At 71.4% G+C, this 25,143-nt stretch carries 21 protein-coding genes; 8 read left to right on the top strand and 13 right to left on the bottom strand.

Features of this window, described 5'->3' with window-relative positions; translation table 11 throughout:
• Positions 1–2: 2 nt before the first annotated feature.
• The 5 genes from ACWC91_RS08845 to ACWC91_RS08825 form a co-directional block, all read right to left on the bottom strand.
• On the bottom strand, positions 3–2,273 hold the full coding sequence (locus ACWC91_RS08845; protein ID WP_450643736.1) for a hypothetical protein: 2,271 nt from the start codon (positions 2,271–2,273) through the stop codon (positions 3–5).
• On the bottom strand, positions 2,270–7,969 hold the full coding sequence (locus ACWC91_RS08840; protein ID WP_450643737.1) for a DEAD/DEAH box helicase: 5,700 nt from the start codon (positions 7,967–7,969) through the stop codon (positions 2,270–2,272). Before ACWC91_RS08840 ends, ACWC91_RS08845 begins: the two co-directional genes overlap by 4 nt.
• 504 nt (positions 7,970–8,473) lie before the next feature.
• Complete coding sequence (locus ACWC91_RS08835) at positions 8,474–9,250, bottom strand: DUF5677 domain-containing protein (protein WP_450643738.1); 777 nt, start codon at positions 9,248–9,250, stop codon at positions 8,474–8,476.
• A 356-nt stretch (positions 9,251–9,606) separates the two neighbouring features.
• On the bottom strand, positions 9,607–10,347 hold the full coding sequence (locus ACWC91_RS08830; protein ID WP_450643739.1) for an HNH endonuclease signature motif containing protein: 741 nt from the start codon (positions 10,345–10,347) through the stop codon (positions 9,607–9,609).
• A 744-nt stretch (positions 10,348–11,091) separates the two neighbouring features.
• A complete protein-coding gene (locus ACWC91_RS08825; RefSeq protein ID WP_450643740.1) occupies positions 11,092–12,057 on the bottom strand; it encodes a pirin family protein in 966 nt (321 codons plus the stop codon).
• A 183-nt stretch (positions 12,058–12,240) separates the two neighbouring features.
• On the opposite strand from ACWC91_RS08825, the gene ACWC91_RS08820 reads away from it, so the two are divergent.
• On the top strand, positions 12,241–12,594 hold the full coding sequence (locus ACWC91_RS08820; protein WP_141355808.1) for a tetratricopeptide repeat protein: 354 nt from the start codon (positions 12,241–12,243) through the stop codon (positions 12,592–12,594).
• A 4-nt stretch (positions 12,595–12,598) separates the two neighbouring features.
• Here ACWC91_RS08820 and ACWC91_RS08815 read toward each other — a convergent pair whose 3' ends face one another.
• Positions 12,599–13,528, bottom strand: coding sequence for a M56 family metallopeptidase (locus ACWC91_RS08815; RefSeq protein WP_225076771.1), 930 nt, complete (start codon positions 13,526–13,528; stop codon positions 12,599–12,601).
• Between the two features lie 6 nt (positions 13,529–13,534).
• On the bottom strand, positions 13,535–13,969 hold the full coding sequence (locus ACWC91_RS08810; RefSeq protein WP_225076772.1) for a BlaI/MecI/CopY family transcriptional regulator: 435 nt from the start codon (positions 13,967–13,969) through the stop codon (positions 13,535–13,537).
• Positions 13,970–14,179: 210 nt separating this feature from the next.
• On the opposite strand from ACWC91_RS08810, the gene ACWC91_RS08805 reads away from it, so the two are divergent.
• Positions 14,180–14,824 (top strand): peptide deformylase, encoded by a 645-nt coding sequence (locus ACWC91_RS08805; protein WP_450640368.1) that lies wholly within the window; start codon positions 14,180–14,182, stop codon positions 14,822–14,824.
• 67 nt (positions 14,825–14,891) lie between these two features.
• Here ACWC91_RS08805 and ACWC91_RS08800 read toward each other — a convergent pair whose 3' ends face one another.
• Entirely contained in the window at positions 14,892–16,322 is a 1,431-nt protein-coding gene (locus tag ACWC91_RS08800; protein ID WP_225076774.1) for a dihydrolipoyl dehydrogenase family protein, read from the bottom strand.
• 140 nt (positions 16,323–16,462) lie between these two features.
• On the opposite strand from ACWC91_RS08800, the gene trxA reads away from it, so the two are divergent.
• A complete protein-coding gene (gene trxA, locus ACWC91_RS08795; protein ID WP_141355818.1) occupies positions 16,463–16,834 on the top strand; it encodes a thioredoxin in 372 nt (123 codons plus the stop codon).
• A gap of 161 nt (positions 16,835–16,995) precedes the next feature.
• Here the strand turns inward: trxA and ACWC91_RS08790 are convergent, their stop codons facing one another.
• Together ACWC91_RS08790 and ACWC91_RS08785 are read right to left on the bottom strand one after the other, a co-directional pair.
• Positions 16,996–18,030 carry a LacI family DNA-binding transcriptional regulator gene (locus ACWC91_RS08790; RefSeq protein ID WP_225076775.1) on the bottom strand — a complete coding sequence of 345 codons (1,035 nt, stop codon included), beginning with the start codon at positions 18,028–18,030 and terminating at the stop codon, positions 16,996–16,998.
• 579 nt (positions 18,031–18,609) lie between these two features.
• On the bottom strand, positions 18,610–19,299 hold the full coding sequence (locus ACWC91_RS08785) for a TetR/AcrR family transcriptional regulator (protein WP_225076776.1): 690 nt from the start codon (positions 19,297–19,299) through the stop codon (positions 18,610–18,612).
• A 120-nt stretch (positions 19,300–19,419) separates the two neighbouring features.
• On the opposite strand from ACWC91_RS08785, the gene ACWC91_RS08780 reads away from it, so the two are divergent.
• Positions 19,420–19,983 carry an NAD(P)H-dependent oxidoreductase gene (locus tag ACWC91_RS08780; RefSeq protein ID WP_450640370.1) on the top strand — a complete coding sequence of 188 codons (564 nt, stop codon included), beginning with the start codon at positions 19,420–19,422 and terminating at the stop codon, positions 19,981–19,983.
• Positions 19,984–20,075: 92 nt separating this feature from the next.
• Here ACWC91_RS08780 and ACWC91_RS08775 read toward each other — a convergent pair whose 3' ends face one another.
• A complete protein-coding gene (locus ACWC91_RS08775) occupies positions 20,076–20,729 on the bottom strand; it encodes a PASTA domain-containing protein (RefSeq protein ID WP_225076778.1) in 654 nt (217 codons plus the stop codon).
• Between the two features lie 381 nt (positions 20,730–21,110).
• Here ACWC91_RS08775 and ACWC91_RS08770 point away from each other — a divergent pair, with 381 nt between their 5' ends.
• Together ACWC91_RS08770 and ACWC91_RS08765 are read left to right on the top strand one after the other, a co-directional pair.
• Positions 21,111–21,479: a hypothetical protein gene (locus ACWC91_RS08770; RefSeq protein ID WP_450640372.1), complete on the top strand. Its 369-nt coding sequence runs from the start codon at positions 21,111–21,113 to the stop codon at positions 21,477–21,479.
• Between the two features lie 3 nt (positions 21,480–21,482).
• The gene (locus ACWC91_RS08765) at positions 21,483–22,682 is read left to right on the top strand and encodes a glutathionylspermidine synthase family protein (RefSeq protein ID WP_450640374.1); all 1,200 of its coding nucleotides are present in this window, start codon (positions 21,483–21,485) and stop codon (positions 22,680–22,682) included.
• A 91-nt stretch (positions 22,683–22,773) separates the two neighbouring features.
• Here the strand turns inward: ACWC91_RS08765 and ACWC91_RS08760 are convergent, their stop codons facing one another.
• Together ACWC91_RS08760 and ACWC91_RS08755 are read right to left on the bottom strand one after the other, a co-directional pair.
• Positions 22,774–23,214: a hypothetical protein gene (locus ACWC91_RS08760; protein ID WP_225076781.1), complete on the bottom strand. Its 441-nt coding sequence runs from the start codon at positions 23,212–23,214 to the stop codon at positions 22,774–22,776.
• Between the two features lie 84 nt (positions 23,215–23,298).
• Positions 23,299–23,982, bottom strand: a complete 684-nt coding sequence (locus tag ACWC91_RS08755; protein ID WP_225076782.1) for a helix-turn-helix transcriptional regulator — start codon at positions 23,980–23,982, stop codon at positions 23,299–23,301.
• A 146-nt stretch (positions 23,983–24,128) separates the two neighbouring features.
• Between ACWC91_RS08755 and ACWC91_RS08750 the strand changes: the two genes are divergently transcribed.
• Together ACWC91_RS08750 and ACWC91_RS08745 are read left to right on the top strand one after the other, a co-directional pair.
• Entirely contained in the window at positions 24,129–24,542 is a 414-nt protein-coding gene (locus ACWC91_RS08750; RefSeq protein ID WP_225076783.1) for a hypothetical protein, read from the top strand.
• A 23-nt stretch (positions 24,543–24,565) separates the two neighbouring features.
• Positions 24,566–25,021: a type II toxin-antitoxin system PemK/MazF family toxin gene (locus ACWC91_RS08745; protein ID WP_141355837.1), complete on the top strand. Its 456-nt coding sequence runs from the start codon at positions 24,566–24,568 to the stop codon at positions 25,019–25,021.
• Positions 25,022–25,143 lie beyond the last annotated feature (122 nt).

Genomic DNA, 25,143 nt, shown 5'->3' with positions numbered 1-25,143 from the left:
CCTCAAGAGCATCCGGTCAAGTCGTCGTGCCAGGCAGGGGGTTGTTCGGCGCCGCGACGGTGGCCGCGGACGAAGGTGTAGCCCTGAGGGAGGGTCGTGTCGGCTTCGGGACCGAGCATCTCAATACGCCACCGCGCATAAGCGGCCCGCGCATGATCGCTTGCCTGCTGGCCCGGGGGAAGCTTACGTCGATCAGGCGGGACGTAGTGTGCTTTTACATGATTCCGCAGTGCTTGGCGTTCGAGTGTGACCGGGTGCTTCCGCGTTGTGGGCGTCTTGTCACCGGGCCACCAGATGAACAGGTCCGGCTCGCCCGCGACACTCTCACGCTCCAGGAGCCCTCGGGCGGCCATGTCCTCACAGGTGTGAATCACCGTCCACATCAGCCGGGGCGACACGGGGCCGGGGCCGAACAGCGCGGCACTGAGCCGGTGGCCCTGCATCGAGCGGGCGTCGAACATGCCGGGTGCGCCGTGCCGACGAAGCCCGGCGACGATAAGGGAGCACAGGCTGTCGACCGCTGGGGCGTAGCCGGCGCGTGCCGCTCGCCGGGGGGCCGGGGGCTGCCGTTCCGGCTCGGGCGGAGTGAGGCCGAGGTGGCGCCGCAGTACGCCGGTATCGCACTCCCAGAGGAACGGACCGTTGTTGTCGAAGTGGAGCGGCTCGTCCAGCGGGGTCGTGACAGCGTGCAGACGACGGCCGCCGCGCGGCACGGTGACGGTCAGTCTGATGCCGGGGTAGAACGACCACGGCCAAGTCACGCCGGTCAACGCCGTTTCCGCGAGGACGAGTTCCTGCGGGACTTGAGGGTCGTCCGGGTCACTGTCGTGATGAAGTTCGAGGACGACGGGGCCATCCGCCAAGCCCTCGCGGACGGACACCGGCAGCGGGAGCATGCCGGTGTCAATGTGGCGCGGCAGCAGACAGCAAGTGTAGACGGCGAGACTGTCGTCGAGGTGCTCAATGACCGGCATGGGTTCGTCTGAACCGGCCTCCTCCAGGAGGGGAGGAGTCGCGATGTCCTCCGGCGAAGCGAAGGACCTCCCGGCAGGCTCTTCTTGGATTGGGGCCGCGTCCAAGGACGGCGGTGTGGTGGGGAGGGAACCGGTGTACTCGCGGTGGCCGATCCCCAGCGGCGCCAGCGGGTCAGCGCCGTCGACATACCAGGGAAGAGGGAACTGCTGGGCGCGCCAAACGCCGCCTTGCTGCCACAGGTCGTCGATACGCAGGTCGACCTGTGCCGTCGGCTCGGTCGCGCGGTCGGTGATCGCGAGGTTGACGGTCGCCAGGGAGGCCAGCGCGTTCGGGCCCTCGGTGAGGTCCAGCGCTCCGGTCGCGTCGCAGGCGGCGCACAGCAGAGGCCAGGTCGCGGTGTAGCGCGGCGAGCCGGTGCGAGCCCGGTGGACCCGGTGCACGACTTCGCCGACCGCGGAGTCGGGCAGGCCGACCGTGTCAGTCTCGGCGACGGCGTACGGTCCCCACGTACGCAGGCTGGGCGAGCGGCGGAGCAGGTCGCCGACGGTGTCGAAGCTCGTAGCCAGAGCCTGGGCCAACAGGTCGGTGTCGTGAGGGTCGTCCAAGAGCCCGGCGAGCGGACCGGTGACCAGCAGGGGACGCGCTTCAGTGAGTAGATACCGCTGGTAGAAGGCTGCGTCGTCGAGCAGCGGAAGGTCCGGTGTCGCGTACAGAGCGGTCGACGTGATGTGCCCGCGCGCGTCCAGAAGTCCGGACCGGCGCAGTCTGGCGGTCTCCTTGACCTCGACCGCGGAGGGCGGACCGAACGCGCCGGTGTCCACGACCACGGTCTCCTCGCGCCCCCAGAGGCCGTCCGGACGGAGGAAGCCAGCACGGTCGCCCGACCGGGCGGCGGGGATCCAGCCGTCGTCGTCACAGTCCTGGGACGCGCCGAACTTGCCCACGGCCTCCGCCCACAGCCAGCGTGTGCCGCGCTCGATTCGGATGAACGCGCCGACCGGTACCGCGGCCCGGGCCGCATCCGCGGCGGGACGGACCGCATGGAAGTGCTCCGGGTTCAGCAACGCTGAGTGGTAGGCGCCAAGGGCGAGGTCGAAGCCGAAGTGCAGCGCGTTCCAGGCACAGGCGAGGTGCACGACCCCGCCGCGTGCGACCGTGACCTGGCGCAGATAACGGCCTATACGGTCCGAGACAGCGGCATCCACCTGATCCGCGCCGAGCAGCAGCTCCGGCACGAACAGCGGCTCGTCGTCGAAGGGCGCCCACGCGGGCGAGTCCGTCAGGGGCGGCACGCTCACACCTCCTGCCCGGGGCGCTCGGCGTAGCGTCGCAGCCGCCACAGGGCCCCGTCCTCGGTGGGTAGCACGTGACCGTCTGCGTTGAGGCGTTGCAGGGCCGCGGTCACGTCCGTGAACCGGATCCCGGGATCCACGCCGCGCAGACGGTGGTACAGCAACCGCGGCCACAGCGGTCTGCGGACGCCGTCCCTTCGGGACAGATAGGTCTCCTCGCCGCGCAGTACCCTGCGGATCATCGCTGGGGCCAGTCCTCGGTAGTTGTCCCAGAGCAAGGCGTAGACCCACTGGTCGGCCGCGCGTCGGTAGGGCTCGCTGTCGCGGTGCACCACCGGCCGCGGCCGCGGGGTGTTAAGGGCACGCAGCAGCCGCGGTGTCGTCTCGGCCGACACGTCGGTGGCCCAGCAGGCCGAGCAGCGGGTCGCCGGGGTCGCGCACACATGCCCGGCACTACTGAGCGGGGTGTCGGTGAAGTAGACGTTGAACGCCTCGGTCGCGCAGTCGGTGGCGCCGTACCAGTCGCGCAGGTCGGCCAGGTCCTGGCGGGCGCGTTCTCGGGCGGCACGCATGCGGGCGTCGAAGGCATCCGGCAGGGGCGTGCCGTCGGTCACCCGCACCGCGGTCAGGGTGCGCCGGTTGCCAGCCTGCGAGACGTCGACCACGCCCAGGTCGTGCAGGGCGGCCAGCACGGTCCATGCGGCGGCGGGGTCGGGCACCGCCGGTCCCGTGCCGCTGTCCCGAAGGAGTGCGTACACGTCCGCCACCTGGTGGGTTCCGGGCCGCCGCTCGGCGAGCGCGCCGACAACGGCCGCGGCCGGGCCCCACTCGGGGTCGGAGGGCAGCCGGGCGCCGGGTATCGGCGTGATCCGTACGCGCTCGGGGAAATCACCCAGGTCGGTGAGCGCGTCCAGCGAGGCCAGGACGGCCAGCGCGCGCACCACGGAGGTGCGGTACGTGTCCCACACCGCGGCCTGCTGTGCCTGCTGGGCAGGGAGCAGCCCCTCCTGGAGATCGGCGGCCATGCAGTCGGCTGCGATCCGCTCCGCGTCGAGGATCCCGGACGCACCGGCTCGCAGCACCGAGTGGCCCAGCCGGCGCAGGACGTCGGAGGAAAGGCCCTGCGCCGCCAGCCAGGCCACGGTCCGCAGCCCACGGCCCGTGCCGAGCGCCAGACCGGCCGACGGGGCGTCGACCTCGCTCTGCGCCCGCCCGGCCTGGTCCCGGCCAGCGCGGCCGAGCTGCTGGTAGAGGGCTGACAGGTCCGTGGGCGGCGACACCACAAACACACAGCGGATGTCCCGCCGGTTCACTCCCAGCCCGAACGCGCTCGTCGCGACGATCAACAGCGGCGCGAACCCGTCCTCACCGCGGCCCGGCGCCTCCCGGAACTCCGTGAGCACTGCGGCCTTCTCCGCCTCCGACAGCCGCCCGTGGAAACGCCGCACACGCTGACTGCCCTGGACGGCGAACTCGCGCAGATGGGCATAGAGCGCCTCGACTTCCTTCACCGTCAGGCAGTAGAAGATCGCATGGTCCTCGCACGCCTCGGCGACCCGCTCGGCGAGCCCGGCGATTGCCTGCGGGCCGCCGGCCCGCATCGCCCGCCGGTAGACCGCCAGCTCGGGACGGAGCGGCGACGCCTGCACCGTCACCAGAGCCTCATCGTCCGCCGCGGCACCGTCCAGACCGAACACCCCCTCCCGAAGCCCGGCTCGCACCTGCCGGTTCGCCGTCGCAGTCACCGCCGTCACCCGCACTCCGAACCGCTCTCTCAACTCTCCGAGCAACACCTCCACCCGGCGGAAACCCGGACGGAAGTCGTCGCCCCACTGCACGAACGTGTGCGCCTCGTCCACCGCGACCCGCTCCAGCACACCGGTGCGCGCGGCCTGCCGCAGCAGATCTGCGAAACGGCGGTCCGCGAGCCGTTCCGGGGACACGTACACCAGCTTGATGCCGTGCTGGCGAGTCCCGCGGAGCTGCTCGGCGACCTCGGTCTTCCCTCCGCGGCTGTTCGACTCCGCCATGGGACCGACCAGCGCCCGCACCGCGCCCCCGGCCGCCGACGACAGCTCCAGCGCCTGGTCGGCCATCAGCGCCACCAACGGCGAGACCACCACGGTCACCCCCGGAAGCACCAACGCCGGCAGCTGGAAGGTGTACGACTTCCCGAACCCCGTGGGCAGTAGCGCGAGCACGTCCCGGTTCTCGCCCACTGCGCGGACCACGGCCCGCTGCTCGGGTTTCAACGCCAGCGGGCCGTCCCGGAAACGCAGGTATCCAGCGACCGCCTCGCACCGCTCGACCAGCAGGGAGGAGAGCGTCCCGTCTTCGCGGGCACGCGCGACCTCCTGGGCGCTAAGCCCGGCCTGGCGGATCCGGCGCGCGGCGGGCAGCACCGTGTGCTCCTCTAGCGCCTGCGATGTGCACAATTCACGGGCGCGCGACGCGTCCAGGCGGCCCTGCTCGGCCAGAAAGCGCCAGATCGTCTCCCAGCCCTGCGCCATCGTCACGACGTTCCCGCCCGCCGTCTCGCCCGTGAGCGGGTCGGCCGTGAGTAGTCCCGGGTCTAGCGACTCCAGGAAGACTTGGCGGTAGGCCCGGCGCAGCGCGGTCGTGCCAGCGAGTTTGCGGTCACTGATCACCACGACGCCCCGGTGGTCCACCGAGCGCAGCAGCCGTCCCACAGCCTGGCGCAGATCCATCGCCGCCAGCGGCAGGTAGTACTCACGCGTCGCGACCGCCTCGGGGTCGGCTGCTCCGGCCGCCCTCGCCCGCTCCGTGGCCGCCGCGCGCCGGGCGGCGATGACCGGGTCCGCGAAGGGCGCGAACGGCAGCTTGTTGATCCACACCAAGCCCAGCCGGCGCGCCGGGAAATCAACTCCCTGCCACATACCGCGCGTGGCCACGCAGAAGCCGCCCAGGTCACGAAACTCCCTCGCTGCACGCGCGTTGCCCAGCAGCGGCGCCACCGCCACCGGCAGCGAAGCCCCGTCCGCGGCGAGCTGCTCCAACAGCCGCTCTGAAACCGCCTCCGCGGCCGCCGTGGACGTCGTCAGCACCAGCGCGCCGTGCTCGAAGGCCCCGTGCCGTTCACGGACGACCTCACGCGCGTAACCCGTCAGCTGGTGCGCGACCGTACGGTAGGCGGCTTGCGGATGCTCGGCCCAGCTGGGGAAGTCCGCGAAACACAGCAGTCGGGCCTGCCGGGAGGCGTCGAACGGACTTGGCAGCGCGCACACGTCCACCTCGCTGCCCAACCCCAGACGCTGCCGCACGAACGCCCAGGACCCCGCGACCCGAAGCGTCGCCGACACATACAAGATCCGGCCGAAGCCGTTACGGACCCGGCGCCACTGCGGATCCGCACTCAGCTCGATCGGCGCGGAGGAGACCGAGAAGGGGTAGCGGCGCGCCGCCACTGCGGCGGTCACCTCCCCGCCCTCGCTCGCGAACACCACCCGGTTCGCCAAGCCTGTTCCCGCCGTCAGCCCGGGCAGAGCCTGTTGCAGCGGTTCATCCACCAGATCCTGCACACTCTCCGGCGGCTCCTCGTCCCACCCCAGATCCTCGTCGCCGTCATCCGCATCCGCCTCGTCCGTGGTGTCCACCGGATCCGGGGACGTCCCCAGCACATCGCGGGCATCAGCCACCACCGTCGCGGCCTCCTGTGCCAGCAGCCCCATACGCGCGGTGAGCAGTGCGGCACGTTCGCATTCCCACCAAGGCGCCTGCCGCACCTCCGGAAGTCCCGTCAGTCGGGCCAGCTCCCGGCCCGCCGCCTGAGCCCAGCCGCCCAACCGCTCGAGGCGCCCCAGCAGCTGACGGGCACCGGCCACCGCGACCAGCCCCCCGTACGGACTCGCCAATGTCGCCACCCGGCGCCCCGGTTCGCCTCCCACCACATCGAACACCCCTTGCGCCGCCCGCGGCATCGCCTCGGTCTCCAGCAGCCGCTGGCCCTCCCGCAGCAGCCTTGAGAACTCCGAGGCGTCGGCGCGCCGAAAATCACGGACCCATCGCTCCGCGTCCGCGAACAAGTCCTCCACCGCTCGGATGTCGACCTGCGCCGTCGACGCCACGGTCACCGCCTGCTCCAGCGCGTGTGCCTCGTCGGCCACCAACAGGGTCGAACGGTCGAAGGCACCGGCCTGCACCTGGAGCAACGCATGGTTCGCGATCACCAGTCGATGGCCCGCGACGGCCTCGCTCACCGAATCCGTCCACGGCGCGAGCGGCGAGCCCGAACCACGGCGGTAGTCCTCCGTCTCCTGGCTCACACTCGCCAGCCACAGCGGCAGCACACCGCCGGACGAGTCCTGCACGTACTCGACCACGAACGCTGGCAGATCCTGTACGTCCACGCTGCGCGCCGACCACACCTGCGCCTGCCCCCGCGCCGTCGCCAAACGACGGACGAACCACACCAACACCTCACGGAAGACCACGTCACCGATGAAACGGGTCCGCCGAGCTCGACCCCCGCTGGCCGCCTGGGCCGCATCCACCAGCGCAGCCACCAGAGCCCGCAACGACACGCGGTTGCGCTGGCCCTTCACCACATCAGCGAGCGACTCCAGACCCGGCACTACCCGAGCCAGCGCCACCACATCCCCCGCCAACTGCCCCTGCAACTGCCGGGTGAACGTTGAGATGACCACCCGTCGGCCAGGGTCGGCCGCCAGCCAGTCCAAAGCCACCGCCAGCACCGCCAGACTCTTGCCGGTGCCCGTCGGCGCCTCGCACAACCCGTCCCGTCCGGCGTCGACCTGCCCGCCGAGCCACCGCGCCATCTCCTGCTGCGCCGACCGCCACTCCACCTCCCTGCCCGCCGCGACGGCTAGAGCGAGCCTATGTGGGTCCACCCGCCCGTCAGGTCCTAACAGTTGAGCCGGAAGCGTGAGAGCGGCCAGGCCCGGATTCTCCCGGTCCGGCGAGCGGACGGGCTCGCCCCACTCATGCAGTGCATCAGCTAGCAACTCCGCGACACTCTCGTCGTCCACGGCCCCGTCCGGCTTCCGGTCCGTCAGCGACGCCACCAGCGCCCACGCGGCGGACCCCGCTCCGACGGACGCCACCAGCCGCCACCACGGATCAGACCAGCCGACCGCCTCCTCTACCGCCGCCCTCACCACCAGTGCGGTCACCCGGGCGTCCACTAGAGCTTCATGCAGCTGCCCGGCCTGCGCTGCCACTCCCGCGGACGCGGCCACGTCCCCCAGCCGGTAAGAGTCCAGCCACGGCCACACCGCCTGCGCTAGGTATAGCGCGTCCACCCGCAGCACCCCGTCGACAGCGGGAAGCCCCGCCCGTGAGCACTCAGCGTCGAGCCACCTGAAGTCCGCGACCGTGCCGTTGAACGCCACCAGCGCGTCCGCGTCCCCGAGCCACTCCCGGAAGTCGCCCAACACATCCTCGGCGGCCCGGGCTTCTTGCCGGTACCGGGCCGAGGCATCCTCACCGCGGATCAGCGCCTCCCACTCCGGGTCCGGCAGCCGCAGCCAGCCCTCGAACTCCGGCGCCTCGTCCACCCATCCGGCATCGGCGGACAGCCGCACCGCACCGAGCTGGTAGATCCGCCGCTCTCCACCGGAATGTTGGGCACTGGAACGGACCGCGGCCTCAACATCCAGCACCACCGCTCGTAACGCCCCATGCCTGCGCCGGTCCCCCTCTTCCGCGTCCGCGATGTCGGCCACTGCACATGCCTCAACTACCCCGTGACGCGTCCTCACAGCTCCCAGGCTCTCGGCGCTGCGGACCAGCTGAGCCAGACGCTGGCGGCCCACCCCGGGCCACAACTCGCGGGCAGCCCGCAACAGGGCATCCGAGTCCATAGCACCGCGATCTCGCAGCAGCTCGGCCAACCGGTGAACCAACGCATCCGACACCCGGCGTCCCCCTAGCCTTGCCTGAGAGCTAAGTTGATCACATTTATGCCGGGTCGACCAGTGATTCGCCGATCCTTCCCAACATGGTTGGGACGCCACCCCTTGTCCTGAGGACCACAGGAGCTACTAGTGCCCCGACAGGCAACGTTCGCCCCGTCTCGACGCCCGGCACGCACTCTCGCCGCACCGCCCGAAAGCCCAAGTACATCCAGTACGAGGACTTCCGGCCGGCACGCCGAGAGCACGCACCGGACGCCGCTCCTTGACGGGCAAACGTTGCCTGCCGCGGCACTAGGTAACCGCCTGCGGTGTTCAGGGGCGTTCCGGGACCAGTTTCTCGGGGAGTCCCAGATCGCGGCACGCGTCGCGGATCTGCTTCTTCATGGGGTCCCTCTTGAGGAGAGGGCTCATGACACTCGCCGCCTGCAGCAGGGGAACAGGGATCCAGCAGAAATCCGCGAGCCGGTCGGTTCGAGGGAACTCATGCACGGTCAGCCGCCCATCGTCGTCGAACTCGGCGTACGCGGCGGCAGTCAGGTCGGTGGTGTGAGAGAACGCGGACAGATTTCGGTAGACCGGATACATCATCGGCGTGCCATACGCCGTGACCATGTTGTTGAAGTGGCGCAGCTCGCCGGCAAGCTGCCCGTGGCGCTTCTTCTCCTCCTCAGTGGTGAAGCCGAAGCCTGGGGCCTCCCCGATATCCACGGTCTCCGGCAGCGGCCAGCCCACGCTCTGAAGGTCGCTGAGCAGCTTCCGACGCGCCTCGTACGACTCGGCGACCAGAGCCTTGTAGGCATCCTCCCCATTGTCCGCCAGCCAGTTGATTGCGTACGCATGACCGACCAAGTTGCGCATCATTGGTGCCGCCTCGACCGCGAAGCCCTGGTCGTGCAGACTGAGCAGGGCCTCGGCCGTGCGATTGATGAAACGCCACCACCCTGCCAGAACCGCGAACAGGGAACTCGACATCTCATCCGATGCTCGCACCCGCACCTGAAGGGCCTCGTCGGCTCCAGCTATCAGCTTGGGGACGATCACTCGCACCCGCTTGGCTGTCTTCTCATCGGCCCGATACGCAAAGGTCATAGCCGTCGACGCTACGCGTCGCGGTGACCGCTCCGCAGCCAAATATGGTCAGGCCAGGAGAACGCGACGCTAGCGAGCGCCGGCGCTGCGGGCGCGAGCAGTTGTGGTCCGACACCGACTACGGGCACGCCGACCCGAGTCCTTATCTCGAGTCGATGAGCCGGTACTCGCCGGCGAGCACCTTGGGTTTGCCCGACGGTGTCAGCGTCGCCAGGGCCTGGCCCTGGTAGGTGTTGGTGATCACAACCCGCTTCGCGTCGTTGTAGAGCGCTTCGGTCTTGGTCGGGTGATCTGGTAGCTGCTCATGTACCCCCTCCCTGCCCGTTCAATGAAAGGACGGTGGAGCGCGGCACACCTCAGCGTTCCGCGATCAACTTCTCGTGCCGCTCCGCTGCCACTGCACGCAGCCGCTCCTTGAGCTCCGCCCTGCCTGCACCGTACGTCTTGTTGGCGTGGCAGTTGGGACAGAGAGCGATCATGACGCTCGGGTGATCACGGCCGCCCACAGCGTGATCGTCGATGTGATCCACCTGCAACAGAGTCTTGCCAGCAGACGTGCGGTAGGGCAGGTCAGGTTTGAAGCATTCGGGGCTCTCACAGCGGTCCTCGCAGCGCAGCAGAACCGCTTGCCGTGCTTCACCGTCCCGGACACGGCGCTCACCCACGTGTTGTCGGCGCGAGTCGTGCAGTCCGGCCCATTCCCGTTCCAGCACACGGCGACATATCGCCCGGTAGGCGTATGAGCGTGACGGCCGCACGCGCATCCGCCGGAGGGCATACGGTTCTGGTGCGAGCCAAGCGGGCCGGGCAGCGTCTCTGCTTGCTGACGCCTCTCTGAGCAGTCGGGTTGGCGGAACTCGAATCCACTGAGCGAGCGACGACAGCCTGGTTTGTCCGTCCTTGACTGTTGCAGCAGTCGTCGTCCTTTCGAAGCCGAAAACATCGGTGGCCCGGCCGCCTACGAGCACCCCGTGGTCGTAGGCAGCGAGGACGGATTTGATCCCGACACCGAACCTGCCGATCTGGCCACCACGCTTCCTGGAGATGCTCATTTTGAGGATTGTCTCCCAGCCCTCTTTACTGACCGGCTCGTCCATGCACCCTCCCCATCGTCGATCTGCCAGGTTTCCACAGAGCACTGACAACGCCCGGCCTACCGCTTCACCCGCCCCCGGATGGCGAGCGCTGCGAGACCGAGCAGCACTGGTTCGGAGAAGCGGGACGCCATCTCTCGTCGGTGGCCGACCGCCAGCCGCCGCCCAAACTGCTGAACCGTCGATCAAGATCCGGACTATCCCCGGACCAGCCGATGTCCGAAGAGCGCCACACCGTACGTTCTCGCTGATCACTTCGATGTCAACCATGTACCACCAGCAGACGAAGAACCTCCTGGTGACTCAGACGCAGTGCTGAGACGCAGCACTGCGCGCATCGAGCCAAGAAGATCGGCGCTCACCAGCCGGCCACTACGGCACTCAAAACTTGTCGACTCTCCACAACAGGACACGGCGAGCGCCACGTTCACGCGCCGGCGGGCGGCGCAACCGTCCGCCAAGTCAGCACTCGTTCGACCGCTACCCAACCTGCAAAGACCGCCGCGTGCGACAGAGCTGCGAAAAGAGCGCCCCAACCACACCTGACGGGGTGTCAGCAAAGTCAGCATTAGGTCAGCAAAAGCACTGCCACAGCCGCTCACGGACGGCCACACCATGGAATCGCCCGCCACCGTCACTCAGCTCCGCAGCCCGCCCAGCCGTCCTCCTGCGAGCGATCGAGAAGGGGGAGGCAGCTCCCAACCGCCTCCCACCCGCCAGCCGCCGAAGCTCAGCCGTTTCCGCAGGTCAGCGGGCCCTTCCACGTGGTTTCAAGGGGACCGGCGGAAGCTCCGGAGCGGGCAGCGGGGCGCCGTCGTAGCCCTTCACCTCGCCGAATCGGGTGCCCTCCATCCAGTCCCGGCGGGCCTGAGTGATCTCCTCCTGGGAGCGGGCGATCCAGTTCCAGAACATGATCAGTTCCTCCTCGAACGGCTCGCCGCCCAGGAGCATCAGGCCCGCGTCCGACTCGGCGCGCAGGGGGAGTTCGGTGCGGCCGCAGCCCAGGTAGAGCATCGAGCCGGGCAGGACGGGTACGCCGTCGACGTGGGTCTCGCCGGACATGGAGAGCACGGCGTACTCGAAGTCCGGGTCCAGCGGGAGGCGTACGTCGGCGCCGCGGGTCAGGGTCAGGTCGGCGCCCGTGATCGGGGTGTACGTCGTGCCCGGCGAGGTCGCGCCGTCGAGGTCGCCCAGGATCAGGGTGGCCTCGAGGCCGGGGGCGGTGACCGTCGGCAGGTCGGTGTGGTGCTCGAAGCGCGGGTCGGTGTGGCGGTGGGTGTCCGGGAGGGCGACCCACAGTTGCGCGCCGTGCAGGAAGCGGGCGTGCGACCTGGGGCTCTCCTCGGAGTGGCTGATGGCCCGGCCGGAGGTCATCAGACCCAGCTCGCCGGGGCGGATCATCTGGAGGCTGCCCGTCGAGTCGCGGTGCAGCACCTCACCCTCGTGCAGCCAGCTCACCGTCTGGAGGCCCATGTGCGGGTGCGGCGGGACCCGCATGCCGGGCTCGTCGGCGATGTCGTCGGGGCCGTAGTGATCGACGAAGCACCAGGCGCCCACCATGCGGCGGCCCAGGTTCGGCAGCAGCCGCCTCACCTCGGTGGACTCGCCGAGCTTGACGTGGCGGGGGCTGAGGAGTTCCCGTACGGGCTCCGCCACTACGAAGCCGCGGCCGCCGCACACCGCGGGGACCGACTCGCGATCGAGATTGCTCATGGCGCCCAACCTAGCCCCATGGGGCGCTTGAAGCCCCCGCTCGCCGTCGTTCACCGGCCTTCGCGGGCCTCGTGGACCTCGCGGACCTTCCCGGCCGGCAACGGCACCGTAGTGGAATATTCAACCAATCGGGCCTGTTGTTGCGGCCGGTGGCTCCGAACGAGGCACCGAAGGAGGTCACTGGTGGACACGACGTACTACGAGCACGGAACCCCGGCGGAGCGCTGGGAGCGGGCGCAGATGTTCTTCGACGCCCGGGACTACGCCGCCGCGGCCCGCGTGCTGAACGGGCTGGTCGAGGAGGTGCCGGAGCAGACCGGCCCCCGGCTGCTGCTGGCGCGTGCCTACTACCACTCGGCCCAACTGCGCCGGGCCGAGACCGAGTTGCGCGTCATCGTCGAGCGCGACCCGGTGGAGCACTACGCCCGGCTGATGCTGGGCCGCACCCTCCAGCGGCAGGGCCGCCAGGACGAGGCCGAGACGCACCTGCGCGTCGCCTCCGCCCTCGCGGGCGACTTCGGGGACCGGAGCGAATAGCCGGTCAGAGCGGCGCCGCCGGGTGGAGGAGCAGGAACAGGGTGACCGCGGAGTTCGCCGAGGACACCGCGGACACCACCGCACCGGCGGCGGCGCCCCACACGGCGGCGCCGACCGCCGTGAAGGCCGATGGCCAGGGTCGGTCCGCCGGCGCCGGCGCCAGCAGGGCGGCGACCCGGCGCGGCACCGGCCCCACGGCGGCCACCGCGGCGAGAGTGGGCGCGGGCGGGGCGGACGACAGCAGGGCCGCCTTGCCGATCGCCCGCGCGACCACGCGCCGGTCGCCGACCACGCGGGCCGCGTCCTCGTCGGCCCAGCGCTCGGCGGTGTAGGCGACGGCGGACCGCAGCGGCCGCAGGAAGGGGTTGGCGCAGGCGGCCAGGTGGACGGTGAGCAGGTGACGGTGGTGGCGGGCCGCCAGGTGGGCGCGTTCGTGCGCGAACAGGGCGCGCCGTTCGTCCGGGGCGAGGCCGTCCAGAAGTGCCGTGGTGACGACGATCCGGTCGTGGCTGCCGGGCAGGGCGAAGGCGTACGGCGTGGTGTCGGGCAGGACCACGACGGGTGCGGCGCGCAGCCCGGTGAGGGCCTGCCGGGCGCGGCGGGCCACCCGTCGGTGGCGCCACAGGGTGCGCCCGCAGGCCGCCGCGACCAGTCCCAGGGCGGGGATCGCCGCACGGCCCGCGACCCGGTCGCGTGAGACGGCCGCCCTGAACTCGGGGTCGGCCCACTCGTCCGGAACCGGGCTGCCGGTCAGCTGGGCGCTGCCGACGACCGTGAGCAGGGCGAGGCACAGCGTGCTGGATCCGCCCAGGACGGCGGCCACCCGGGTCAGCAGCCGGGTGGCCGTGCGCGGGTGCAGGCGCGGTGCGGCGAGGCGTGCGACGGGCCAGGCGGACAGCGGCAGCACCAGCGGCAGTAAGACGTAGAGCCCCATGAGACGTCAGTGTTCCGTACCGTCGCCCCTCGGACGTCCCGCGCTGTCGGCGTTGTCGGCGTGGTCCGCGGCGTCGGCCGTGTCCAGCAGTGCGCGCAGCACCTGCTCGTCGCCGGGCGGCAGCGTGGTGACGAAGCTGGTCAGCACCGCCTCGCGGTCCCGTTCGCCGTCCAGCAGCCGGCGCATCCGGAGCGCCGCGAGGCGGGCGACGTCCGCGGTCGGGGTCCACACGAAGGAGCGGCCCCGGCGCTCGCGGGAGACGACGTCCTTGGCGAGCAGCCTGGTCAGGATGGTGACCACGGTGGTGTAGGCGAGATCGCCGCCGAGTCGCTGCTGCACCCAGGCCGCGGTGACCGGGCCGTCCGCCTCGCGGAGCGCGCCGAGCACCTGGCTCTCCAGTTCACCCTGCCCGCGTCGGGCGCGCCGGTGTTGTGTCGTCATGTGCGTCTCCCTCCGGCGTCGGCGTGTCGCACCACGCTACTTCACACCGGAGGTGCTGCCGGGGGTGCTGCACGCCCGTTCCCGCACGCCCCGCGGGAACCGGCGCGTCCTCACCCGCTCAGGACGCACCGGCGCCGGTTACGCGCCAGGTTGGTGGCCTGCCTGCGCCAGACGGACCGGGCCGAGCGAGCGCCGTGGCATCCTGGCGTGATGGCTTCCCCCCGTGCGCGTACGCCCCTGGCCGAGCAGGTCGAGGAACTCCTCGCCGACGACGGCCCGTTGCCCATCGTCGCCGCCGGCGACCCGGTGCTGCGGCGCGCCGCCGAGCCGTTCGACGGCCAGCTGGAGCCCGAGCTGCTGGCCCGCTTCATTCGGGCGATGCGCCTGACCATGCACGCGGCGCCGGGCGTGGGACTGGCCGCGCCGCAGGTCGGGGTGGGGCTGCGGATCGCGGTCGTGGAGGACCCGGCACCGGTGCCGGACGAGGTGCGAGTGGCGCGCGGACGGGCGCCGCTCCCCTTCCGCGTGCTGGTCAATCCGGCGTACGAGGCCGTCGGCGCCGCGCGCGCCGCGTTCTACGAGGGCTGCCTGAGCGTCCCTGGCTGGCAGGCCGTGGTGGCACGGCACGCCGAGGTGCGCCTGCGGGCCCTGGACGAGCACGGGCGCGCGGTGGACGAGGTGCTCTCGGGCTGGCCCGCCCGGATCGTCCAGCACGAGACCGACCACCTCGGCGGCACCCTCTACCTCGACCGCGCCGAACTCCGTTCCCTCTCCTCCAGCGACGCGATGACGCGCCGCTGGACCCAGCCGACCCCGGCCGAGGCCGCGCGGGCGCTCGGCTTCGAGTTGCCGTAGGCGGGCACCGGAGCACCGCCCCGCGAGAACTGCCGGAGCAGCCGGGGCGGTTCCGCGCGACTCGTGGTCAGCCCCGGTAGGCCTCCAGCAGGCGGAGCCACACCTCGCTGATCGTCGGGTAGGACGGGACCGCGTGCCACAGGCGGCTGATCGGAACCTGGCCTGCGACGGCGACGGACGCCGAGTGGAGCAGTTCGCCGATTCCGGGGCCGACGAAGGTGACACCGCGCAGGGTCTCGGCGTCGAGGTCGACGACCATGCGGGCGCGGCCGCGGTACCCGTCGCCGTACAGGCCGGCCCCGGCGACCGAGGAGAGGTCGACGTCGACGGCCCGGACGCGGTGCCCGGCCTGTTCGGCTTCGGCCAGGGACAGGCCCACGGCCGCGGCCTCCGGATCGGTGAAGACGACCTGCGGTACGGCGTGGTGATCGGCGGTGGCGGCGTGCGCGCCCCACGGGTCCGTCTCCAGCAGGGGCACACCGGCCGCACGGGCGCCGATCGTGTCGCCCGCGATCCGGGCCTGGTACTTGCCCTGGTGGGTGAGGAGCGCGCGGTGGTTCACGTCGCCGCACGCGTACAGCCAGGTGCTGCCCAGCACGCGCAGGCTGTCGTCGACCGACAGCCAGGAGCCGGGCTCCAGGCCCACCGTCTCCAGGCCGACGTCGTCGGTGCGCGGCGCGCGCCCGGTGGCGAAGAGGATCTCGTCGGCCTCGACACGGTCGCCGTTGCCGGTGACGGCCACGACGGTGCCGTTCTCACGGGCGACCGACTCCACCGCGGTGCCGGTGCGGATGTCGGCGCCCGCCTCCGTGAGGGCGTCGGCGACCAGTTCGCCGGCGAAGGGTTCCATGCGCGGCAGCAGCCCCTTGCCGCGGACCAGGACGGTGACCTGTGCGCCGAGCGCCTGGTAGACGGTGGCCATCTCGGTGGCGACGACACCGCCGCCCACGATGATCAGCCGCCCGGGCACCTGTTCGGAGCTGGTGGCCTCGCGGCTGGTCCACGGCTTGACGGCGTCGAGCCCGGGAAGCTCCGGCAGCCGGGCGCGGGTTCCGGTGCAGACGGCGACGGCGTGCCGGGCGGTCAGCGTCCTGCGCGTGCCGTCGGGACCGTCGACCGTGACCGTACGCGGACCGGCCAGCCGGCCGTGCCCGCGGTGGAGGTCGGCGCCGATGCTGTCCAGCCACCGCACCTGGCCGTCGTCGTGCCAGTGCGCGGTGTACTCGTCCCGGCGGGCGAGGACCGCGGTGGCGTCGAGGGGGCCGCTCACCGCCTGGCTCAGACCCGGCAGACGGCGGGCGTCGGCGCGGGCGATGACCGGGCGCAGCAGGGCCTTGCTGGGCATGCACGCCCAGTACGAACACTCGCCGCCGACCAGTTCGCTCTCCACGATCGCGGTGGACAGGCCGGCCGCCCGGGTGCGGTCGGCCACGTTCTCCCCCACGGGTCCGGCGCCCAGCACCACGACGTCGTACGCGATGGTTTCCGTTTCGGTCATGGGGTCAGTCTGGTGGGTGGTGTGCGCCCTGGCCACACGGGTACGTGCGCGGAATACCCGTAGGGTCGGCCGTGTTGTGCCGACGGCTTCGCCCCACGCCGGTAAGCCGACACGAGGAAGCACCAGGAAGAGGGATACGCATGACCAGCACCGTGGAGCTGACCAAGGAGAACTTCGACCAGACGGTCACGGACAACGAATTCGTCCTCATCGACTTCTGGGCGTCCTGGTGCGGACCGTGCCGTCAGTTCGCCCCCGTCTACGAGAAGGCGGCCGAGGACAACCCGGACCTGGTGTTCGGCAAGGTGGACACCGAGGCCCAGCCGGAACTGGCGGCGGCCTTCGGCATCCAGTCCATTCCGACGCTGATGATCGTCCGTGACCAGGTCGCCGTGTTCGCGCAGCCGGGTGCGCTGCCCGAGGCCGCTCTGGCGGACGTGATCGGCCAGGCCCGCAAGCTGGACATGGACGAGGTCCGCAAGTCGGTCGCCGAGCAGCAGAACGGTCAGTAGAAACGGTCGGTGGATCGGTTGGCGGACCGGACCGCGAGGTCTCGACGGACTGCTCTCCGAGCGTGCCGGGCGGTGGGTGTCCTCCCTGCGGGAGTGGCGCCCACCGCTTTGTCGTGGGGCCGGTCGGCCTGCCGCAGTCACTCGTACGGGCGTCGCTTGGGTCACGTCGACTCGCGGTGGACCACCGTCGCGCCCAGCACCGCGTGCCGCTCGGGCGGGGCGCCGGGGTCGCGAACGGCGCGGTCGACCAGTTCGGCGAGGTCGCGGCCGGAGGGCAGGTCGATGTGGACGGTGCTCAGCCGGGGCCGCAGCAGCCGCCCGAGCATGAGGTCGTCGGCGCCGATCACGGCCGTCTCCTCGGGGATGCGTACGCCCCCGTCCTGCAAGGCGCGCATCAGCAGCATGGCGTACTCGTCGTTGTAGGCGAACACCGCGTCGAGGCCGAGGTCGCGCCAGCGGGCGGCCAGGCGGGCTGCGGACCGTTCGTCGTAGCCGAGGGGCAGTTCGGTCACGCTGCCGTCGGTGCCGTGCAGGGCGCGCCGTACGCCGGCGAGCCGGGGCCGGGAGAACATGTCCAGTCCGCGTTCCTCGGGTACGACCACGCCGATACGGCGCCGGCCACGGGCGTGCAGGTGGACACCGGCCCGGTGGCCGACGCTCTCGTGGTCCATGAGCAGAGCGTGGGCTCCCTCGACGGGCTCCGGGCCGAGGGTGACGACGGCACGCGCGCCGGAGCGTTTGAGCACCGAGACGCCTGCGGGTCCGAGCCCCACGCCGGACACCAGGACGGCGACCGGGCGCAGTTCGGCCCAGGCCCGAGCGGCCTCGTCACCGGGCAGGCCCGCGGTGGCGTGCTGTACGACGGTGTAGTCGAGGAGGCCGAGCGCCCACTGGAGTTCTTCCAGGAAGCGGCTGTAGCGCGGGCCTGCCGGGATGGCCGGGGCGGGCATGAGGACCATACGGCTGTGCCCCGCGCGCAGGCTGCGCGCCGCCGCGTGCGGCACGTACCCGAGTTCCTCGGCGGCCTCGTGGACCCGGCGGCGGGTGGGCTCGCTGATGCGGACCGCTCTGGTGTTGTTCAGGACGTAGGAGACGGTCGCGCGCGAGACGCCGGCCAGTCGGGCCACGTCGGCGCTCGTGGGAACGGAGCGCGGAGCGGGCGACGGGGGCGCGGCGGGTTTGGGAGTCTGCACCATGACGTACCGCATCTTGGCAGAAGCCGTGGACCGTCCGTCTGGTGAACTGCCCTATTCCATATGGAAGTTGAAACGGAAATCGCTGCGGAGTGGGTGCGCGGAGGGCGAGGGCGCACAGGTCGCCCTGCCGGGCGGGGCAACCCTGCCGGGTGGCTTGCCAGGCCACGCCGCCTGTTCCATGCCCAGGGGGTGAGCGAGGACGCGGTGCCGGTACCGGTGCCTGTGCCTGTGCCTGTGCCGATGTCGATGTCGGCGCCGCGGCGCGACCCCGGGGACATCGCCGCCGACCTCACCGGGCCGGCCGGCGCGCGGCTCGCCCACGTAGCCCGACCGGGTGGCGTCGAGGCGGCCGTGTGCGCCTACGGGAAGGCCGCTCGTGCGCACAGCCCACGTACGGGAAAGCCGCCCGTACTCAGACCGGCGGACGGGAAAGCCGTCCGCTCGCAGACCGGCGGACGGGAACGCCGCGAAGGCGCGGCTCTTGCGCTCTTCGGTGCGGACACCTCACAAGCCCGCCGGAGGCCTTCCCCGTGAACACGCGCCGATCGCCGCCGAGTCGGCCGTACCGGCCCCCGGCTCTCAGCAGGCCGGCCCCGTGGAGGTGATCCGGGCGACCAGGTCGTGCCAGCCGGACTGCAACCGTTCCATCGGCATCTGGCACTGCCGGGTCAGGTGGTGGATGAGGGCGGGCTCCAGGTAGCCCATCAGGGTGTGGGCGAGGAGTTCGCTGTCCGCGTCCGGGGCCGCCTGCCGCAGCAGCATCGTCACATGGGCGTACTGGACCTGGCGGGCGGGTACGCCGAAGCGGCGGGCCGGGCCCGGATCGGCCGCCAGTTGCAGTTCCAGGTCGTCGGCCGCGCGGCGCAGCGCCACGCAGCCGAAGGCCCGCAGCCGCTCGGCAGGCGGAGCGCCGGGGCCCATGGGCGGAGGCCCGCTGAGGAACGCGGCCTGGAACTTCCGCTCCGAGTGGTCCAGCAGCGCCCTGAGCAGGCCGGTGCGGTCGCCGAAGCGGCGGAAGACGGTCCCCTTGCCCACCTCGGCCGCCGCGGCGACCGCCTCCATCGTGACTCCGGCCGCGCCGTGCTCCGCGACCAGGCGCGCGGCGGCGTCCAGCAGCCGGGCGCGGTTGCGGGCCGCGTCGGCCCGCAGGCAGGGCTCGTCCTCGCCGGTGCCGAAATCGAGCAACACCGGCTGCGCCAGCAGCTCCCGGGTCTCCTGAGGTTCTTGAGGCTCCTGGGGCTTCGGAAAGGGCGGCAGGGGGCGGGACATGAAGACAGCGTAAGGCATCGGGAACAGAACTGGACCGCGGTCCGCTTATGGTGGTAGAAAAATAAACGGACCTCGGTCCGGATCTGTAACGCCATTGTGTCATCCCCCTTGGAGTCCCCCATGTCTGTTCGCATCCTCGCGCTCGTCGGCAGCCTCCGCGCCGGTTCGCACAACCGCCAGCTCGCCGAGGCCGCAATCAAGCTCGCCCCCGCGGGCGCCGAGGTCGAGCTGTTCGAGGGCCTGGCCGACGTCCCGTTCTACAACGAGGACATCGACGTCGAGGGCAGTGTGCCGGCCGCCGCCGCCAAGCTGCGTCAGGTCGCCGGTACCGCCGACGCCTTCCTGCTGTTCTCCCCCGAGTACAACGGCACCATCCCGGCCGTCCTGAAGAACGCCATCGACTGGCTGTCCCGCCCGTTCGGCGCCGGTGCCTTCGTGGGCAAGCCCGTCGCCGTCGTCGGCACCGCCTTCGGCCAGTACGGCGGCGTGTGGGCGCAGGACGACACCCGCAAGGCCGTGGGCATCGCCGGCGGCAAGGTGATCGAGGACATCAAGCTCTCCATCCCCGGCTCCGTGACCCGCTTCGCCGAGACCCACCCGGTCGACGACGCCGAGGTCGCCGCCCAGCTCACCGAGGTCGTCGCGCGCCTGCACGGCCACACCGGCGACGTGGCTGCCGCCTGAGCACCCCGGAAGGGGCCGGCGTCCAGTGGGCGCCGGCCCCTTCCGGCTTTCCGCGGGGCTCCGCGACCGGGTCCCGCCCTCCGTGCCGGTGCCTACGGGCAGGATTCCCCGAACTTGACCGCCGTGAAGGACACCGGCTGCCCCTTCAGCTCGGTACCGGGGCCCGGAGTCTGCGAGCACACCTGCCAGTTGCTCTCCACCAGCACCCACCGGTGGTCCGGCGACGCGTCCTTCACCGTGAGCGACGTGCTCGCGTCGAGCGCGGCGCGAGCCGCCTTCACCGACTTCCCCTTGAAGTCGGGCATCCTCCCGCCCTCGGCCGAGGGTGGAGCCTCGTCCTTCGCGGGACAGGACTCCTCCAGCTTGACCGCGCCGAAGTCCAGGGTCGTATCGGTCGGGACCGTCGTGCCCGCCGCCACGTTCTGGCTGCACACCTTCCAGTTCCGGTCGAACGCCTGCATCCGGCCGCGGCCCAGGGCGTCGTGCGACTTCAGCGAGTAGAAGCCCTGTTCCTGGGCGGCGTCCTGCGCGGACTGCAACCCCATACCGACGAAGGCCGGCACCTTCGTCCGCTGTTCCGCTCCCGGCTTGCCGTCCTGCGCGGGCTCGCTGCCGCCCGAGGCGACGGGGGCCGGCACCGAAGGAGTGGCGCCGCCCGGCGACTTGGTGCCGTCCACGGGGTCACAGGCCACGAGGACGCCGACCACGGCACAGGTCAGAACAACGGCGGCGAGACGGGTTCGCACGGATTCCCCCCAAGTAATGCTGGTACAGGCGAATAACGGTAGACCAATCATGAAAGAGAGGGGAAATCCACCGTCCGGTCCCGGACACCGGCCGTGCGGACAACGGCCCAGGCCACGCGCTGTTCCACAGGCAACCCCTTACGGCAACCGGAACATGACTCCGCCGTTCTTACGCAAATGCGCCAACGGTATGTTTGACAGGCCAAGTACCTGTACATGGCGAGGGACGGTCGGAATGAACGGGGCATGTCGACCTGTCGCGAGCGATTTCAAGTCGCCTACGCGGTCTGGCCGTTCCTCGGTGACTCCGCCCGTCGCGACGCCGTATCGCGCGGCACACCACTGCCGCGGATCAGCAGACGTATCCGGAGGGATCTGTTCGTGACGAGTCAGCAGCGCACCAGTTCACGTCGCCGCTCCTTCGAGGTCCCGGTCGGCGCCGTGGGTGCGGTCGCGATGGCGATAGCCCTCAGCGGCTGCTCCAGCGGCCCGGACTACCAGGGCACATGCATGAACAAGCTGACCCAGAAACGCGTGACGGACCATCACTGCAACTCCGGTGGGGCCGGTGGGGCCGGTGGGGGGAGCTATGCCTGGTGGTACACCCCGCGGGGCAAGGACGTCCCCGCCGTCGGACAGAAGGTCGACCTCAGCAAGGGCAACGGCTCGTTCACCGCGCCGAAGTCCGGCAGCGTCGTCCGCGGCGGTTTCTCCGCCAAGGGCGGCAAGGCCGGATCGGTCGGCGGCTGATCCATGAGACGCGAACCCCGCACCCCGAGGGCCGGCTGGGAGCAGACGGTCCTGCGGGCAGGCCTTCCGTTCCACACCGAAACACTGCCCGACGGCCGCACGTTGCCCTACTGGAACGAGAGCGCCGCCTACGTGCTCACCTCTCGCGAGGTGGACCACCTGGAGGACGTCACCGAGGAACTCCACGCGATGTGCGTGGCGGCGGCCCGGCACGTCCTGGAGAAGGGCGACGTCGAACGCCTCGGCATCGACCGCCGCTGGGCGAGACCCATGCTCGAGACTCTCGAGAACGAGTCGCCGAGCATCTACGGCAGGTTCGACTTCGCCTGGGACGGGACGGGCGACGCCAAGCTGTACGAGTACAACGGCGACGTTCCGGCGGCGCTGCTCGAAGCCGCCGTGCTGCAATGGCAGTGGCTGGAGGACGTGCACCCGGACCGCGACCAGTTCAACACGATCCACGAGCGCCTGGTGCGGACGTGGCAGCGGCTGGCTCCGCGGCTGGGCGGCCAGGTCCACTTCGCGCACTCCGCCGACGAGCCCGACGAGGACATCATCACCACGGCGTACCTGCGGGACACGGCCGTCGAGGCGGGCCTTCCCACGGTGGGCCTGACGATGGAGGACGTCGGCTGGCACAGCGGCATCCGGCGCTTCGTGGACCTGAGCGACGTACCCATCGACTCCTGCTTCAAGATGTATCCGTGGGACTGGGCGTTCGAGAGCGTGTACGCCCCGCAGTTGGAGGCCGAGCCCCGTTCGACGCACTGGATCGAGCCGATGTGGAAGGCGCTGCTGTCCACCAAGGCGCTGCTGGCGGTGCTGTGGGAGCTGTACCCCGGCCACCCGAACCTCCTGCCGTCCTACCTCGACGGTCCCCGCGATCTGGCCGAATGGGTCGCCAAGCCCCTGTGGGGCTGGGAGGGCGCCTCGATCAAGTTCCGTTCCGCGGAGCACCACTTCGACCAGGCCGGCCCGTTCGACGACGGTCCTTTCCTGTTCCAGCAGTTCCACCGGCCGCCGTCCTTCGACGGCAACCACATGGTGATCGGCTCGTGGGTCATCGGCGGCAGGTCGGCCGGGATCGGCATCCGCGAATCCAACGGGATCGTCACCGACCGCCGGTCCCGTTTCGTTCCCCACCTCATCGACGCGCCGCGTTCCACTCCGGAGCAGGTCGCGCACTGGCTGCGGAACGACTGACCGCGGCACGGCATGGGCGAGGCGCCGGTCGGGCCCGGCGGCAGGGCGGTGTGCCCGGGGACTCGCTTCCGTGGGCCCCCGGGGCCACCGGTCACGCCGCCAGCAGACTGATGCCGAGGGCGATCAGGACGACCACCTTGACGGTCTCCAGGGCCACGTAGGCCAGGTGTCCGCGTGAGCGAGGCCGGTCCTCGCCGGCCTCTTCACCGGCCAGGACCAGGTCGGACCTGCGGTTGAGGCGGGGGCGTACGAAGGCCAACTGGGCGAGGAGCAGCACGGCGACGGCCGCGGTCAGCCCGGCGACGCCCGCCGGAGGCCCGCCCGCGGCGACCGCCGCGATCACCACGACGGCCAGGACGGTCTCGACGAGGTTCAGCGCCCGGAAGACCAGCCGGCCGATGCCCAGTCCGACGGGGATGGTCACGCCGGGGGCCCGGAACTTCAACGGGGCCTCCAGGAAGGAAATGGCCAGCACCATGCCGAGCCAGACGAAGGTGACCGCACCCGCGAGGGCGGCCGCCGTGGTGTTCATCGATGTGTCGCCTTTCTGCGAGGTGTGCAGGGTCCGCCGCGGCCTGCCAGATCCGCCAGAGCGCGGCCTCCGCCGCCAATCACGTCACCCGCCCGGCACCGCCCCTGCCGGGCGAGTGGCCAGGTGGGCCAGGCAGGAGTCCGGGGCCGCGAACGGTTCCAGGCCGGTCGCGACCAGCGGTGCACGCAGTTCGGCCAGTGCCCCCTGCATCAGGCCCAGATGGATCGGGCATACCAACTGGCCGTGTTCCTCGGCCAGTTCGAGGAAGGGGCAGTGGCGCAGCCGGATCCGCTCCGGTGGTTCTCCGGCGGCGCCGCCCTCGGGCTCCGGGGCGAAGCCCAGGTCGTCCAGGAGGGCGACGAGCCGGGCCGCCGCCCGCTCGGCCGTGGGCGGCGGCGAGGGCGGCAGCGGATCGACCAGGAAACCGCCCCAGGCGCGGCCCGCCTCCGTCGCGGCCTCCCGCGCCCCGGGCCCCTGGGACGCCAGTTGCCCGAGCAGGATCTGCGCCAGGAGCCGGTAGCCGCGCGTGCCCCGGCGGTCCATGCCGGGCCGGGGGGCGTAGACGGTACGGGGGCGGCCGGGCCCCGAGGGTTCCTCGACCTGGCGTACGACGACGCCCTCGGCCACCAGGGCGTCGAGATGGAAGCGCACGGTGTTGGGGTGCAGCCCGATCCGCTCGGCCGCCTCCGCGACCCCCAGCGGCTCGGCCGAGGCCCGCAGCATGTCCAGCACCTCGCGTCGGCGGGGGCTCTCCCGTGGGGTGGTCACGTCCACTCAGCTCTTCTCACCCGAAGCTCTTCTCACCCGAAGCAATTTTCACGAATCCTACATGTAATAATCGTAGACCCGGGACGCGGGCACGAGGCATGACGGTCCCGGGAGGAACGGCCGTCCCGGGGAATGAGGGGTGCACGATGACATCGCCTTCCGAGCACGGCACCGGACCGGGCGGCCCGGCGGAGCCGGAACCGCGGGTCCTGTGCGACGCCCGGGCGCTGGCCGACGCCCCGCCGGTACCGGGCGGCGTGCTGTGGAAGCTGACGGAGTCCGGGCGCCAGCTCGACGCGAACGTCGTACGGCTGGCGCCCGGCACGGGCGTGGCGCCGCACCGCGAACCGGACCTGGACGTCCTGCTGTTCGTCGTCGCGGGCGGTGGTGTGCTCGGCGCGGGCACCGGCGACGAGCCGCGGCAGCTGACGGAGGGCGCGGCGGTCTGGCTGCCGCACGGCTCCACCCGCAGTCTCACCGCCGGCCCGGACGGCCTGGCCTACCTCACCGTCCACCGGCGCCGTCCCGGCATGCGGATCCGCCCCCGTGACGGGGCTTGACGCGCACGCTCTAGGGTTCCCCCGTGACTGCCTTTACCGATGAGACCGACGAGAACGTGCCCGGCCGTTACGGCCCCACCGCCACCACGGAGGCCGACCCGCGCGACGTCGGCCGGGTGCGCACCGAGTACGCGCCCGCGCACGACGGCGACCCCGACCCCGGGGAGATCGTCTGGACCTGGGTGCCCTTCGAGGAGAACGACGGCCGGGGCAAGGACCGGCCGGTGCTGGTGGTGGCCCGGGAGGCCGCCGGGACGCTCCTGGCGGTGCAGCTGTCCAGCAAGGCGCACGACGGCGACCGCGAGTGGGTGGCCATCGGGAGCGGCCCCTGGGACCGGTCGGGACGGGATTCGTGGGTGGACGTCGACCGGGTACTGCGGCTGCACGACGACGGCATGCGCCGTGAGGCGTGCGCGCTGGACCGGATGCGGTTCGGCCTCGTGGTGCACCGCCTGCGTGAGCGCTACGGCTGGAGCTGACGCGTGGGCCGCGCGCCAGGGCGCGCGGATCACCCGGTCGGAGTAGCACCGGGTCAGCACCGGGCGCGGGGCCCGGTGCGCCCGCGGGACTCCCGCGAAGGGGGCGGACCCATGCGGACGCG

It is taken from the genome of Streptomyces sp. NPDC001204 (assembly GCF_053598035.1).
This window is presented reverse-complemented; position numbering and strand designations above follow the sequence as displayed.

Excerpts from the sequence above, each read along its gene's own strand:
- ACWC91_RS08835 (WP_450643738.1), bottom strand. The coding sequence starts at position 9,250 with ATGACCTTTGCGTATCGGGCCGATGAGAAGACAGCCAAGCGGGTGCGA.
- ACWC91_RS08830 (WP_450643739.1), bottom strand. The coding sequence starts at position 10,347 with ATGGACGAGCCGGTCAGTAAAGAGGGCTGGGAGACAATCCTCAAAATG.
- ACWC91_RS08825 (WP_450643740.1), bottom strand. The coding sequence starts at position 12,057 with ATGAGCAATCTCGATCGCGAGTCGGTCCCCGCGGTGTGCGGCGGCCGC.
- ACWC91_RS08815 (WP_225076771.1), bottom strand. The coding sequence starts at position 13,528 with ATGGGGCTCTACGTCTTACTGCCGCTGGTGCTGCCGCTGTCCGCCTGG.
- ACWC91_RS08810 (WP_225076772.1), bottom strand. The coding sequence starts at position 13,969 with ATGACGACACAACACCGGCGCGCCCGACGCGGGCAGGGTGAACTGGAG.
- ACWC91_RS08805 (WP_450640368.1), top strand. The coding sequence starts at position 14,180 with ATGGCTTCCCCCCGTGCGCGTACGCCCCTGGCCGAGCAGGTCGAGGAA.
- ACWC91_RS08800 (WP_225076774.1), bottom strand. The coding sequence starts at position 16,322 with ATGACCGAAACGGAAACCATCGCGTACGACGTCGTGGTGCTGGGCGCC.
- trxA (WP_141355818.1), top strand. The coding sequence starts at position 16,463 with ATGACCAGCACCGTGGAGCTGACCAAGGAGAACTTCGACCAGACGGTC.
- ACWC91_RS08790 (WP_225076775.1), bottom strand. The coding sequence starts at position 18,030 with ATGGTGCAGACTCCCAAACCCGCCGCGCCCCCGTCGCCCGCTCCGCGC.
- ACWC91_RS08785 (WP_225076776.1), bottom strand. The coding sequence starts at position 19,299 with ATGTCCCGCCCCCTGCCGCCCTTTCCGAAGCCCCAGGAGCCTCAAGAA.
- ACWC91_RS08780 (WP_450640370.1), top strand. The coding sequence starts at position 19,420 with ATGTCTGTTCGCATCCTCGCGCTCGTCGGCAGCCTCCGCGCCGGTTCG.
- ACWC91_RS08765 (WP_450640374.1), top strand. The coding sequence starts at position 21,483 with ATGAGACGCGAACCCCGCACCCCGAGGGCCGGCTGGGAGCAGACGGTC.
- ACWC91_RS08760 (WP_225076781.1), bottom strand. The coding sequence starts at position 23,214 with ATGAACACCACGGCGGCCGCCCTCGCGGGTGCGGTCACCTTCGTCTGG.
- ACWC91_RS08750 (WP_225076783.1), top strand. The coding sequence starts at position 24,129 with ATGACATCGCCTTCCGAGCACGGCACCGGACCGGGCGGCCCGGCGGAG.